The sequence below is a fragment of the Tatumella sp. JGM94 genome, from assembly GCF_018257595.1.
Lineage (GTDB): Bacteria > Pseudomonadota > Gammaproteobacteria > Enterobacterales > Enterobacteriaceae > Tatumella > Tatumella punctata.
This window is the reverse complement of sequence record NZ_JAERJN010000005.1, coordinates 257-14,004: the sequence shown is the minus strand read 5'-3', so window position 1 is coordinate 14,004 and position 13,748 is coordinate 257. Positions and strand designations below refer to the sequence as shown.

The 13,748-nt window shown below is 49.1% G+C and carries 14 protein-coding genes, 2 tRNA genes and 2 pseudogenes; 3 read left to right on the top strand and 15 right to left on the bottom strand.

Going from position 1 to position 13,748, the window contains the following annotated elements; translation table 11 throughout:
* Positions 1–46: 46 nt before the first annotated feature.
* The 12 genes from luxS to mltB all read right to left on the bottom strand — a co-directional run bounded on the left by luxS (position 47) and on the right by mltB (position 11,018).
* Positions 47–562 (bottom strand): S-ribosylhomocysteine lyase, encoded by a 516-nt coding sequence (luxS, locus tag JK216_RS04935; RefSeq protein ID WP_212709014.1) that lies wholly within the window; start codon positions 560–562, stop codon positions 47–49.
* A 148-nt stretch (positions 563–710) separates the two neighbouring features.
* A complete protein-coding gene (gene gshA, locus JK216_RS04930) occupies positions 711–2,273 on the bottom strand; it encodes a glutamate--cysteine ligase (RefSeq protein ID WP_212711573.1) in 1,563 nt (520 codons plus the stop codon).
* 213 nt (positions 2,274–2,486) lie between these two features.
* On the bottom strand, positions 2,487–3,053 hold the full coding sequence (gene yqaB / locus JK216_RS04925; RefSeq protein ID WP_212711572.1) for a fructose-1-phosphate/6-phosphogluconate phosphatase: 567 nt from the start codon (positions 3,051–3,053) through the stop codon (positions 2,487–2,489).
* A 297-nt stretch (positions 3,054–3,350) separates the two neighbouring features.
* A tRNA-Arg gene (locus JK216_RS04920) sits at positions 3,351–3,427 on the bottom strand.
* Positions 3,428–3,435: 8 nt separating this feature from the next.
* Positions 3,436–3,528, bottom strand: a tRNA-Ser gene (locus JK216_RS04915).
* Positions 3,529–3,794: 266 nt separating this feature from the next.
* Positions 3,795–3,980, bottom strand: a complete 186-nt coding sequence (gene csrA / locus JK216_RS04910) for a carbon storage regulator CsrA (RefSeq protein ID WP_025902553.1) — start codon at positions 3,978–3,980, stop codon at positions 3,795–3,797.
* Between the two features lie 252 nt (positions 3,981–4,232).
* Complete coding sequence (gene alaS, locus JK216_RS04905; RefSeq protein ID WP_212711571.1) at positions 4,233–6,860, bottom strand: alanine--tRNA ligase; 2,628 nt, start codon at positions 6,858–6,860, stop codon at positions 4,233–4,235.
* Positions 6,861–6,996: 136 nt separating this feature from the next.
* Entirely contained in the window at positions 6,997–7,479 is a 483-nt protein-coding gene (locus JK216_RS04900; protein ID WP_212709047.1) for a regulatory protein RecX, read from the bottom strand.
* Positions 7,480–7,638: 159 nt separating this feature from the next.
* Positions 7,639–8,703 (bottom strand): recombinase RecA, encoded by a 1,065-nt coding sequence (gene recA, locus JK216_RS04895; RefSeq protein ID WP_212710699.1) that lies wholly within the window; start codon positions 8,701–8,703, stop codon positions 7,639–7,641.
* A 98-nt stretch (positions 8,704–8,801) separates the two neighbouring features.
* The gene (pncC, locus tag JK216_RS04890; protein WP_249213200.1) at positions 8,802–9,293 is read right to left on the bottom strand and encodes a nicotinamide-nucleotide amidase; all 492 of its coding nucleotides are present in this window, start codon (positions 9,291–9,293) and stop codon (positions 8,802–8,804) included.
* A gap of 232 nt (positions 9,294–9,525) precedes the next feature.
* Positions 9,526–9,864 (bottom strand): zinc ribbon domain-containing protein YjdM, encoded by a 339-nt coding sequence (locus tag JK216_RS04885; protein ID WP_212709020.1) that lies wholly within the window; start codon positions 9,862–9,864, stop codon positions 9,526–9,528.
* An 86-nt stretch (positions 9,865–9,950) separates the two neighbouring features.
* Entirely contained in the window at positions 9,951–11,018 is a 1,068-nt protein-coding gene (gene mltB, locus JK216_RS04880) for a lytic murein transglycosylase B (protein ID WP_212709021.1), read from the bottom strand.
* A gap of 129 nt (positions 11,019–11,147) precedes the next feature.
* On the opposite strand from mltB, the gene JK216_RS04875 reads away from it, so the two are divergent.
* Positions 11,148–11,585 (top strand): hypothetical protein, encoded by a 438-nt coding sequence (locus tag JK216_RS04875; RefSeq protein WP_212710701.1) that lies wholly within the window; start codon positions 11,148–11,150, stop codon positions 11,583–11,585.
* A 47-nt stretch (positions 11,586–11,632) separates the two neighbouring features.
* Positions 11,633–11,770: pseudogene (locus JK216_RS04870) on the top strand (transposase); the annotation flags it as partial.
* Between the two features lie 35 nt (positions 11,771–11,805).
* Here JK216_RS04870 and JK216_RS04865 read toward each other — a convergent pair.
* A pseudogene (locus JK216_RS04865) lies at positions 11,806–12,138 on the bottom strand (integrase); the annotation flags it as partial.
* 364 nt (positions 12,139–12,502) lie between these two features.
* Here JK216_RS04865 and JK216_RS04860 point away from each other — a divergent pair.
* Positions 12,503–13,120: a Fic family protein gene (locus JK216_RS04860; protein ID WP_212709023.1), complete on the top strand. Its 618-nt coding sequence runs from the start codon at positions 12,503–12,505 to the stop codon at positions 13,118–13,120.
* Here JK216_RS04860 and JK216_RS04855 read toward each other — a convergent pair.
* Together JK216_RS04855 and JK216_RS04850 are read right to left on the bottom strand one after the other, a co-directional pair.
* Positions 13,117–13,287, bottom strand: coding sequence for a hypothetical protein (locus JK216_RS04855; RefSeq protein ID WP_164881279.1), 171 nt, complete (start codon positions 13,285–13,287; stop codon positions 13,117–13,119). The genes JK216_RS04860 and JK216_RS04855 overlap by 4 nt on opposite strands.
* 144 nt (positions 13,288–13,431) lie before the next feature.
* Entirely contained in the window at positions 13,432–13,659 is a 228-nt protein-coding gene (locus tag JK216_RS04850) for a hypothetical protein (RefSeq protein ID WP_212711569.1), read from the bottom strand.
* Positions 13,660–13,748: the final 89 nt, after the last annotated feature.

Sequence of the window (13,748 nt, the reverse complement as noted above, 5' to 3'; positions counted from 1 at the left end):
TTTTTTTCTGTCAGACCGGCTGACAGACCGTCATAACAAACAGAGACTAGATATGTAACTCTTTCAGGGTCTCTGCTGGCAAAGCCAGCTCTTCATTATGGTTCACACGCACGTCATTTTGGAGAATATGACGTGCGATATCCTGAGCTTCTTCCAGAGAGTGCATCTGATAAGTACCGCACTGGAACTCGTTCAGTTCAGGAATTTTACGCTGCTCGGTAACTTTCAGCACATCTTCCATCGCTGCTTTCCAGGCATCAGCGACTTTCTGCTCCGCAGGTGTACCGATCAGGCTCATATAGAAGCCGGTACGGCAACCCATCGGCGAAATATCGATAATTTCCACGCCCTGGCCATTCAGATGGTTACGCATAAACCCGGCGAACAGGTGTTCAAGGGTATGAATACCACGTTCAGGCATCACTTCTTTATTCGGAATGCAGAAACGTAAATCGAACACCGTGATAGTATCGCCATGTGGCGTCTTCATGGTCTTGGCAACACGTACAGCCGGAGCTGCCATGCGTGTATGATCAACGGTAAAACTATCCAACAATGGCATATGGTCACCTCTTTTTAAAAAAATTTTCCAATCAATGAAACTTTTTCTTCTGGCCCGCGTCTGAGTATATGAAAGACGCGCATTTGTTATCATCATCCCTGACAACAGAGATGTTACTTTGGCCACAGTGATGTGGCCTTTTCTTTTTTCAGCCTTCCCTGCCCGCCAGATACTCTTCAAAACTCTGTGTATCACTGGCTTCTGTTTCAGCCTGTGCAATGACTGACGCCCGCGCCTGCTGGCTAAATTGTTCTTCGGTTAACACTTCCAGCGGTTCAGCGAGCAGCATCTGACGGTATTTTTCTGCAAGTTCGGTTCCGGCTGCGGCCAGACCTTTCTGCTGCATATCACGCAGAATTTTCGCCGAATAGGTTAACTCCGGATCGTCAATCGACGCCAGCAACTGACTGCATACCTGCTGATATTCTGTACTTCCGTCTGGCGCATCCAGTACTTTTGCAATCCGCTGTAAACCGGCAAACATACTGTGACCGGCCTCGTTCAATGAATAGATCTGTTCACCACAGCCGGCACTCAGCATCAGGCCGGGCTTACGCCCTTCCATCACCACCCGGTTCCAGTTGCCACGGGTACATTGCAGTTCTTCGGCACTCATTTCCGGTGCATCGGCCAGTGCACACCAAATCAGGAACATATCCAGGAAACGTACCTGTTGTTCATTAATTCCAGTCGGGGTAAACGGGTTAACGTCCAGTGACCGGACTTCAATATATTCGATACCGCCGCGGCTCAGGGCCGCAGAAGGTGCTTCACCGGCGCGGATAACCCGTTTAGGCCGGACAGGCGCATACAGCTCGTTTTCAATCTGCAACACATTGGTATTTAACTGAATACGTTTTCCGTCACTGTCCCGGACACCGATCTTAGCATACTCCTCAGACGGTGTTTTAATCGCTTTCTTCAGGGCGCTGACATAGCCTTCCAGCGAGTTAAAGGTAATACCCAGTGCACTCTGTGACTTGTTGGTATACCCCAGATCACTTAAACGCAGAGAAGTCGCATAAGGCAGCCAGTAAGTGCCTTTATCATTGCTTTGCAAAGGCAAATCACCTTTCCCCTGCGGCAGGAAACTTTCACAAATTGCCGGTGATGCCCCGAACAGATAAGGAATAATCCAGCCAAAACGATAATAATTGCGGATCAGTTGCAGGTAACCGGCAGAGACCGCATCTTTACCCTGTGCAAGATTGTCGATACCCAGCCGCGCCTGCCAGAATGCTTCCGGCAGGGAAAAGTTGTAGTGCAGTCCTGAAATCACCTGCATCAGTGAACCGTAACGGTGTTTTAGCCCCTCACGGTACACGGTTTTCATCTGACCAATATTGGAACTGCCATACTGTGCCAGGGTGATATCGTCCGGATGCTTAATGATACAGGGCATGCTGAATGGCCACAGACGCTCATCATCCAGCGAACGGGTAACATAGCGGTGAATATCGCGCAGAAATGCCAGCAGATGTTTAATATCCCGATCAACCGGGGTCACAAACTCCAGTAATGATTCGGCAAAATCAGTAATAATCCAGTCATGGGTCAGTGAGGAGCCCAACGCTTTCGGATGTCCCTGCTGTGATACATGCCCGTCGGGCTGAACACGTAACGTTTCACGTTCAATTCCACGGCCGATGCCTTGCAGTGCTTCAGGGTGCTTTTCCAGCCAGCTTAATGCGTCAGATACGTCAGGTATCACTGTCACCTCCCACGGTGATAATTATGTCTTATAGTTCTGTACGGTTGCAGTGTAGCAATGAACCAAAAGATACGGTAAACCAAATTAGTTGCCATGACGCCGGACTGCCAGCACAAGGCCACAGGCAGGCTAAATGCTGAATAGTATTAACCTGTGATACTAAGGCTGCAGCGGCGTCCGGTTATCTGCCTGTCTGCCGGAGACCGCGGTCAGTTACAACAGGCGTACATCAACAAAATCCATTCCTGCAGCTTTAGCTGCCTGAATACCAAAATCGGCATCTTCGAACACCACACACTGTGCCGCCTCAACCCCCATCTGCCGGGCACATTCCAGAAAAGTCTGCGGGTCAGGTTTGTGGTGTTCCACATCATCGGCAGCAATCAGGACATTAAATAAATGACGCACCCCGAGATGGGTCAGCAGGCGATCAGCCATTTGATGGTTACTTCCGGTGCCTACCGCCATGGGCAAGCGGCCATAATAATGTCTGGCGACCCCGATTAACGGCAACAGTGCAGAGGTAGTCAGTAAGATTTTATCCAGTTGCTGATCTTTTTCTGCCGCCAGCTGCCGGGGATCCAAAGTCGCGTTATTCGCTATCAATATCTGTTCAGCTATTTTCCAGCCCGGAGAGCCGTTAAGTGCAATCATCTGCTCGAAAGAGAACGCCAGGCGGTGCTGTGCTAATACCTGTTTCCAGGCCTGACGGTGTGCCGGCTCGCTGTTGACCAGGGTGCCATCCATATCAAAAATAAGTCCGTGATAATGATCGTACATACTCACTCCAGACTGAACCGATAAGTCGTTACTTTATATTAATGCAGATGAATTGTCGCCGTCAGCAGTAAACCGTAAATGCTAACGACAAAAAATAGCTAACAGGCTGATGTCTAATATAAATCGGAGTATATCTTTCAGGGCAGTGATTATCCGGTCCCTGAGGAAATGATAAAAACAGAACCGATAAATCAGGGGGGATTAACCGTAAACCGGTCAAAAGCACTGCCAGAACAGGTCAGAAAAATGCCAAAGAAAATGATAACAAGGGAGGATAAACGCAGAATATCACAAAGATGGTGCATCCGGGAGGATTCGAACCTCCGACCGCCCGGTTCGTAGCCGGGTACTCTATCCAGCTGAGCTACGGATGCAGTATAAATGGCGGTGAGGGAGGGATTCGAACCCTCGATGCAGCTTTTGACCGCATACTCCCTTAGCAGGGGAGCGCCTTCAGCCTCTCGGCCACCTCACCACTTGTTACTTCGCTACCCGCACCGACGCTGTGCCTGTTACTGCGCTTCGTCGCTGCGTTGGCGCACATATTACTTTCCCCGCCTTATAAGTCAAACAATTTTTAGCGCTGAGAGCCTGATTGCACGTTTAGTCGTCAATCAGGGCATTTAAAAGCCAAAAGGAGTGAGAATTCAACGGCACAGCATCAGGAAGATGCATCGCTGTAGTATAGGGACCGGGGATTGAATAAAGGCGCGCCTCGTTAAAAACGAGGCGCTGAATATGTTAGTAGTCTGGCTGCTGGGTCTTTTCGGCCTGAATGCGCTGATAGATTTCCTCACGATGCACAGACACCTCTTTAGGAGCATTCACGCCTATACGTACCTGGTTCCCTTTAACACCCAATACTGTGACCGTCACCTCATCGCCAATCATGAGAGTTTCACCAACTCGACGAGTTAGAATAAGCATTCTTTGCTCCTTGAAAGATTAAAAGAGTCGGGCCAGTTCTGGGTCCCGGCAAATCCATCGTATAACGCATTACTATCTATTGACTACGACTGATACAGAAAATTCAATCAGTATGCCAATACATTTCGCTAATAGTTAGTTTAGCCGAAATACACCATTACTACCTGACTTTATCATTTTAGGTTGCTTATCGTGTAAAAAACGCCCGGAGAACGGTCCGGGCGATTTCTACCGGCAGCTTGTTTATCTCTTTTACAATTTCCCGCTGACCAGGGCCTCAACCCCTGCCAGAGCCGCTGGTAATGCTGCAGGTTCCGTTCCGCCGGCCTGAGCCATATCCGGACGACCACCGCCTTTACCACCGACCTGACTGGCGATAATGCCGATCAGTTCCCCTGCTTTAACTCTGTCAGTTAAATCTTTCGTGACTCCCGCAATAAGCGATACTTTACCGTCATTAACGGTTCCCAGCACAATAATCGCCGATCCAAGCTGATTTTTTAAATCATCGACCATGGTTCGCAACAGTTTTGGTTCAGTATTGCTGAGCTCACTGACCAGCAGTTTAACGCCGTTGATATTAATCGCTTTGGCTGACAGTGAACTGCTTTCCTGTGCTGCCTGCTGGTCCTGCAACTGCTGCAGTTCTTTTTCCAGAGAACGCACCTGCTCTACCAGAGACCGGACTTTCTCATTCAGATTACTGCTGTTTGCTTTCACCTGCTGCGCTATTTCATGTAACTGAGCATCCTGCGCAAATACCGTTTGCAGGGCATGTTCACCGGTAACCGCTTCAATACGGCGTACACCCGCCGCAGTACCGGACTCGGAAGTAATACGGAATAAGCCGATATCTCCGGTACGGCTGGCATGAGTACCACCACAGAGTTCAACCGAGAAGTCACCCATGGTGAGTACGCGCACCTTCTGGTCATATTTCTCACCAAACAGAGCCATTGCACCATTCGCCCTGGCCGACTCAAGGTCCATAATGTCGGTTTCTACCGCCAGGTTGCGGCGGATTTGGGCGTTAACAATTTCATTAACCCTGCGTAACTGCCCGGGTTTGACGGCCTCCGGATGGGAGAAGTCAAAACGCAGGTAATTATCATTAACCAGTGAACCTTTCTGTGACACATGGTCACCTAAAACTTCACGCAATGCAGCATGTAACAGGTGAGTGGCTGAGTGATTCAGACGTATCCGGGCACGGCGTTGTTCATCAACATGTGCTGATACTTTATCACCTGTCCGCAGGATACCGCTGGTCAGGCTACCGATATGACCGTTAGCCTTGCCGTATTTCTGGGTATCTGTCACTGTAAAGCTGACACCATTGGCCGTTAATATCCCGGTATCACCGACCTGACCACCTGATTCACCGTAGAACGGTGTTTGATCCAATATAATAACTGCCTGCTCTGACCCTGTCAGTGCATCAACGGGCTGACCTTCGACAAAGATAGCCGTGACAGTGGACTGCTCCTGCAAATGGTCATAACCGGTAAAGGCTGACTCACTGTCCACACGGATCATATTGTTATAATCAGCACTGAAACCACTGGCCTGACGGGCACGCTGACGCTGTGCTTCCATGGCTGCTTCGAATCCGGCTTCATCAATTGTGACATTACGTTCACGGCAGACATCCGCGGTTAAATCCGCAGGGAATCCGAAAGTGTCATACAGACGGAAAACGGTTTCACCATCCAGAACATCCCCTTTCAGGGCCGCCAGTTCCTCATCCAGTAACGTCAGACCACGTTCCAGTGTTTTAGCAAACTGTTCTTCTTCAGTTTTCAGGACCGATTCAACATGAGCCTGTTGTTTTTTCAGGTCATCACCGGCACTGCCCATCACATCAATCAGCGGGGCAACCAGTTTGTAGAAAAAGCTTCCGCTGGCACCGAGCATATTTCCGTGACGTACTGCACGGCGGATAATACGGCGTAATACATAACCACGGTTTTCATTCGATGGAAGTACATCATCAGCAATCAGGAAGGCACATGACCGGATATGGTCAGCAATAACCCGCAGTGATTTATTATCGAGGTCAGTGGTACCGGTCACTTTTGCCACCGCACTGATCAGCGTACGGAACAGGTCAATTTCGTAGTTAGAATTAACATGCTGCAGCACGGCAGTAATACGTTCCAGCCCCATGCCTGTATCCACTGAAGGCTTAGGCAATGGCAGCATAGTACCGTCCGGCTGACGGTTAAACTGCATAAATACGATGTTCCAGATCTCGATATAGCGATCGCCGTCTTCTTCCGGACTGCCCGGAGGGCCACCCCAGATATGGTCACCGTGGTCGTAAAAAATTTCGCTGCACGGGCCACAAGGTCCCGTATCACCCATCTGCCAGAAGTTATCTGACGCATAGGCACTGCCTTTATTATCACCGATGCGGATAATGCGCTCGGCCGGCACGCCAATATCGTTAGCCCAGAGATCATAGGCTTCATCATCAGTCTCATAGACTGTGACCCACAGACGCTCCTTCGGCAAATTAAACCATTCAGCACCGGTCAGAAGCTCCCAGGCAAATGCGATAGCTTCAGCCTTAAAATAGTCGCCGAAACTAAAGTTACCCAGCATTTCGAAGAACGTATGGTGACGGGCGGTATAACCGACATTTTCCAGATCGTTATGTTTACCGCCGGCACGTACACAGCGTTGTGATGTTGTTGCACGGGTATAGTCGCGTTGATCCTGACCGAGAAAAACGTCTTTAAACTGGTTCATTCCGGCGTTAGTAAACAGCAACGTCGGATCATTATTTGGTACGAGGGAGCTGCTGGCTACAACCTGGTGTCCCTTGCTCTTAAAGAAATCGAGAAACGCTTGACGGATCTCAGCAGTACTCTTGCTCATAAATATCCTGGTATCACTCTGACGGATGTTCCTTTCGTCCGGGCAGCCAGCACATTGCGGCCCGCCGGTGACAGTGGAACAAAAAAGTGGGAATAAGATAAGTTTTCTTCACAGGGAAGTAAAACCGGATTATGACTCAGCCGGAAAAATTTACCAAAACAGAGCGAATATCCTCCATCAGGAACCCTCTGGAGTGTAAAAATCGCTGTAATCTGGCTTTTTCCCGGGCATCGGAGGGCCATTTATGACCATACTTTTTCCCGGCAACCTCTGCCGCTTGCTGCTGCCAGTCTATCTCAGACTCTGCTAATGCCTGACTGATATCATCACGCCCTATCCCTTTCAGCTGCAGATCCTGACGAATACGCTGTGGTCCATAACCGTTGCGGCTACGGCTGATAATAAATTGCCGGGTAAAACGCTGGTCGTCGAGATAATTATTTTCCAGGCACCAGGCTATCACCTGTGTCAGGGCCGCTTCATCGGGAGGCGTATGCTCACTGCCCTCTCTCTGCTCGCTGCGCCACACCGAAAGACGGATTTTTTCTTTCAGCTCGTGTTCGGAATGATCACGCCGGGCCAGTAACCGTACCGCCCGTTCCAGTAAAGAAGCAAACATCGGATGGCGTTCAGTTTCAGTAAACAGCACCAGACTCTCCTGTGTGATAGGTTATTGACGCAAAGTGATACTCTGCCAGTACCGGCCATAAAAAACAAAAAACGGGAGAGGCTTTAACAGCACTCTCCCGTTTCAGGGTAATGTATCCGCTTACCGGACTCAGAACTCCTGATGATCCTCACTCATTTCATCATGACCGTTTGACTCTTTTTCGGCTGATTCCTGAGCAGGAGCATTCAGCAGCATATCACGCAGTTTTTGCTCAATTTCGCTGGCGGCCTGTGGGTTATCACGCAGGTAGTTACCCGCGTTCGCTTTACCCTGACCAATTTTATCGCCGTTATAGCTGTACCATGCACCGGCTTTTTCGATCAGTTTATGTTTAACCCCCAGGTCAACCAGTTCACCGAAGAAGTTAATGCCTTCGCCGTACATAATCTGGAATTCAGCCTGTTTAAACGGCGCTGCAATTTTATTTTTGACCACTTTGACACGGGTTTCACTGCCGACCACATTATCGCCGTCTTTGATGGCCCCGATACGACGGATATCCAGACGAACAGACGCATAAAATTTCAGCGCATTACCGCCGGTTGTCGTTTCCGGGTTACCAAACATCACACCAATCTTCATACGGATCTGGTTGATAAAAATCAGCAGTGTATTGGATTGTTTAAGGTTACCCGCCAGTTTACGCATTGCCTGGCTCATCATACGGGCAGCCAGTCCCATATGAGAATCACCGATTTCACCTTCAATTTCGGCTTTTGGTGTCAGAGCGGCGACGGAGTCAACAATAATGACATCCACTGCCCCGGAACGCGCCAGTGCATCACAAATCTCCAGCGCCTGCTCACCGGTATCCGGCTGAGAGCACAGCAGATTATCAATATCCACACCCAGCTTTTTGGCATAGACAGGGTCCAGAGCATGTTCAGCATCGATAAAGGCACAGGTTTTTCCTTTACGCTGCGCGGCGGCAATAACCTGCAAGGTCAGTGTGGTTTTACCGGAAGATTCTGGCCCGTAGATTTCCACGATACGGCCCATCGGTAACCCGCCGGCACCTAAAGCAATATCCAGCGACAGTGAACCGGTTGAAATGGTCTCAACATCCATAGTGCGGTCTTCACCCAGACGCATGATGGAGCCTTTACCGAATTGTTTTTCAATCTGCCCCAGCGCTGCGGCTAAAGCCTTCTGTTTGTTTTCGTCGATCGCCATTTCAACTCCTGATTATGCCGGATTAGCCAGGCAAATGTGTGGGTATGCTCTGTCTCTGATGAGGGATAATTATACTGTATAGTCATACAGTATCAAGTTTATTTTTCCAGAAACTCACAGTTCAGGGTACGCAGGGCAAATGCGACTGCCTGAGCCCGTATTGCGTCCCTGTCACCGGTAAATTGCTGACCTGATACCAGTACTTTACCGTCTGCGGCCGCAAAACCAAACCAGACGGTACCGACCGGTTTCTCTGCACTGCCGCCATCCGGACCGGCAATACCGCTGACTGAAATCGCATAGTCAGCCTCCGCAGCCTGTAGTGCCCCACTCGCCATTTCACGGACTGTCGCTTCACTTACCGCACCATGGGCCTCAAGAGTTGCCGGGTCAACCCCCAGCATAGTGATTTTGGCCTGATTACTGTATGTCACAAATCCCTGTTCAAACCATGCAGAGCTGCCACTGATGTCAGTAATCACTTTTGCAATCCAGCCGCCGGTACAGGACTCAGCGGTAGTGAGTGTTGCGCCGCGGGACAGCAGAGACTGTCCGGTCTGAATACTTAACTGCCGTAAATCCTTATCCATCAACTTCCCTCCGTGTAGCACGAGTATATTTATCAACACCAGAGAAGATACTATGGATTAATGACAGCTTTTCAAGTCATGGCCGGCAGCAACCGCCGGAAAACGGAACTGCGCAGCAAGAGTTTGCTGCATTGCGGGGTATAAAGGTTTTTTTTGCGTGAAAGGACAGAGAATGGCACAACAAAAGGGATCTCGGCGGCCGGTCATGCCGCCGGAGAACAGAGTGCGAAGATTAACTTTTTTTCACAAACTCTGATTTCAGCTTCATCGGGCCAAAACCATCAATCCGGCAATCAATATTATGATCACCTTCTGTCAGACGAATCTCTTTAACCCGGGTACCAATCTTCAGTACCGAAGAACTGCCTTTTACTTTCAAGTCTTTGGCAATAGTAACGCTGTCACCGTCCGCCAGCAGATTACCGTTGGCATCGCGCACCAGTAAGGTCTCTTCTGAGGTTTCAGCTGACACTACCGGCCAGATATGACCACATTCAGGACAGTTATAATTTTCAGTATCCTGCCAGCTGTATTCAGAATGGCATTCAGGACAAGGAGGGAGTGTTTGCATCAGGGTTCCTTACTCTCACCGCAGGCAGAAGACGCCCGCAAAGGGCGCCATCCTATATCCATACAAACAATAAGGAAAGTCGTGAATTAAAAAACCGTGTTATTGCGGGCATTACGTACTGCTTCACCCAGCTGCCAGACCGCCATTGCGTATTGGGTACTGTGGTTATAACGGGTAATCACATAAAAATTAGGCAACCCGAACCAGTACTGATAACTCTGCCCCATATCAAGTTTCAGCAGGCTTACCTGTTGATCCCCGGGCAATGCAGCCTGTGGCCGTAATCCGGCCTTTATCAGCTGACTGACGCTGTAACGGGTATTATAGCCGTCATCCAGAGAAGGTGCGGTGCCACTGGCGGGCACTGCAATTGGCTGCCCGGCCTGCCAGCCATGCTGCTGGAAATAATGGGCCACACTGCCAATGGCATCTACAGGGTCCCAGAGATTAATCGTGCCGTTACCATCAAAATCAACGGCATATTGTTTATAGGCCGAAGGCATAAACTGGCCGTAACCCATTGCTCCGGCAAACGATCCTCTCAGCTCCAGCGGATTATCCCGTTCGCTGCGGGCCATCAGTAAAAATGTCTCCAGTTCACTGCTGAAATAGGCCGAACGCCGCGGATAATCAAACGACAGGGTTGCCAGCGCATCAAGAATACGGGTTTTACCCATCACTCTTCCCCAGCGGGTTTCCACCCCGATAATACCGACAATAATTTCTGCAGGAACTCCGTACTGTTGCCGGGCCCGCTGCAGTTCTGTCTGATACTGGTTCCAGAATGCCACACCGTTTTGTATATTCGACGGGGTAATAAATTTACTCCGGTAACGCAGCCACGCCCCGTTTGGCCCCGGAGGTGCCGGAGTATTAGGTGCCTGCCTGTCCATCAGCCTGAGCACGTAATCTAAACGCCGCGCCTGTCCCAGCCAGGATTCAAGCTGCTGACGGTCAAAATTATGCTTTTTCACCATCATATTAATAAATTCTTCGGTCTGCGGACGCCCGGCAAAATCCCCGGATAACATTCCCTGTCCGCCAGCCGGAGCCAGTAAAAAACCGCCTTGTGGCCCCTGCCGGACACTTTCTGTTTTACTACTGCAGGCAACCAGCAACGCAAATAACGGTAATAACGCAATTTTGTAACGCATCAGAAACCCATTAACCAGAAGCAGACGTTGGCCCATGGTAATGCTTTGCCAGCCAGACAAACAGTGGAGTAATACAAAAAAAAACGAAAAAAAAGACAGATAACACAACCAGGCAGTGAAAACCGCTGTTTGCCCCTCTTTCCCCGGTGGCAGGAAAATGCCGGTATAGAACTTCTGACCGTTACCGGTTATTTATGCTTCTATCAGTCACAACCCGCTCAGCCAGTCCCGGTGCCTGAACAACACGCTCAGGCTGTGAAAAATAAAACGTCACCGCCACCAGAACCGCCAAAGAAAAAATCCCTATTTGATAAAGTGTCTGGCTTGTTCTTTGCTGAAGCGAAAGCTATGCCACCTCCCCCGTTTCCGATTGTTATGGACAGTACGGCGAAGGCCGGAATGGCAGCAGCAACGGGAGGTGCAACGACTAAACCGAATCAGGATGCAGCAAGAGCCCTTACTCATACGATGAAACGCCTTTCTGGCCCTGAAATCTGGCGCGGGCGGCTGGCGATCGAGGTCGGCCAGGGGTTTCGGAGGGATTACCGGATGATGTGGTTGCTGTGATGGAGCGTCTGAGGCCGTCCTCAGGGCGTATATCGCAAAAGCTGCAGGTGGACTGATGGGCCTGTGAAAACGGGGTCACCATGGACTTCTCCCGGCCGGGAAAACCCACGGATAACGCCCTTATCGAATCGTTTAATGGCAGTCTGAGGGATGAATGCCTGAACATCTACTGGTTCCTGTCACTTAAGTTAGGGTGCTTTTTAGTCAACTTCATAGTTTAAACTAAAGTACGAGCACCCTCGCGGGCTTGATCGATATTAGCGAAATCAGAGACATTGCCAATGGTAGGTCTGATAACCTCAGACCGGGATTTTCCCCCTGTCTCAGGACGGTTGCCAGGAGAAGATACGCTCTGTTGAACAATATATGTCTTTTTTTTTGCACTGATTTTGACACCAAAACCAACGGGTGAATCCCGGTGATTATCAGTGATAAGATACGGCTTTCGTCCAGGATTCGGTAAGTAGATAACACGCCCTTGCTGGTCGAGTTCTGGTTTAACATCGATAGATAACTTATTGATTATAGTCGACTGGTTGAGTGTCAATTTCATCAATCTATACCCGCTATTCAGAGTGTCTACCCGATACTAACCGGTATACTACTGGTATACAAATTTAGCGATTCACATGGGTTTTTAAGGGTTTCACATGGGGCCACTTGGGTACCCAACAGACTTAAAAAATGAGTAAAATCAATATGAATGAGTCTATTGACAAGGATTTATCAGATCACACCCCAATGATGCATTGGTGTGTTAATGCTGATTACTAACGATTATTTTTCACTTGAGCATAAAAACTACATTGTAACCTACACTTTTGTAACTATCTGATTTTACGAATATTATTTACTGTACTCATCCAGCGTTATACTCCCTCTGCTCTCCCATCCTTCTAATAACACAGGGCATCTCAATGAGCCGATACCATGTATCCAGCAGTGAAGGTCAGTATGAGAAAGACTCTGGCGAGCAAGTTTTGGCTAACAAGCTGGGGATCGCAACTTCTGATGAGATGGATGAGGCTGAACTTGTCCTGTTAGAACAACTCTACCAGTCTGTTTTTGAAGAACAGTTCCCGGAAGGACAGTTCAGCGTAGCCATGCTAAAAAGCTGGCATCGCCGCTGGTTAGGCAACATCTACCAGTGGGCTGGACAAGAAAGAGCGGTTAATATCAGCAAGGGCGGCTTTATGTTTGCACCTTCAGCACAATTGCCAAAACTGCTGAGCGAATTCGACACCAGGTATCTGGCTCAATACACGCCATGTAGCGGCATGGACGAAGAACAACTCATCACTGCTATCGCCATAACCCATGTAGAGCTAATACTTATCCATCCATTCAGAGAGGGAAACGGACGCCTGTCGCGACTGCTAGCCGACGTAATGGCCGTTCAGGGAGGATACAAACCGCTGGATTATCAAAGCCGGGAGCAAAACAAAACCCAGTATATCTCGGCTATCCATGCAGGTGTATCAATGGACTACGAGCCGATGAAACACTGGGTGAGAGAAGCATTAAGAAGGGATTAAACCGCAAGACGCAAATGAGCAAATTTTTTGCGCGTGGCTTCAAGTGAAGCTTCGATCTTCGCGGAGGACTGCCCTGTTTCAACAGCCGTAGATGTTGCTACTGAGCGAACAATGTCAGCACGTGATGGCTTAGCGTAGCTTGCCTGAGTTTTTTTGTGGGTGCTCATAATCACTCCTAAAAAGCAGAATCTGGGCTGAAAAACATCGTTCAAACAGTATACCAAAACTTCTACGCAAATTCATATCAAGCCCGTCAAAGACTCACTCATCGGGCAAGCCCTTTAAGCAATACATTAAGATAAAACGGTTGGCTAACGGACAACCCCCTTATCAGACAGGTAAGCAACTGAATGTTTCTCAAACGCCCCCATGCTTTCAATGACAGCATTCTGTACGGCCTGAGGATAATCCCCAAGCATGATTTGCTCAATATCGTTATGACGAAGTTGATCCATCACAGAATCATTTTCGGAAACTTTAGCCGCTACGCCATCAAGCCATACCAGCTTGTCAGCATCGGTCGTTTCTTCGCCAAACAACTCATGTAATGAGTCTAATCAAACAGGACACTTTGTTAGAGATATAATGAGCAACGCTAACGAGGTGAAAATGCGAAGAAAAACGTTTA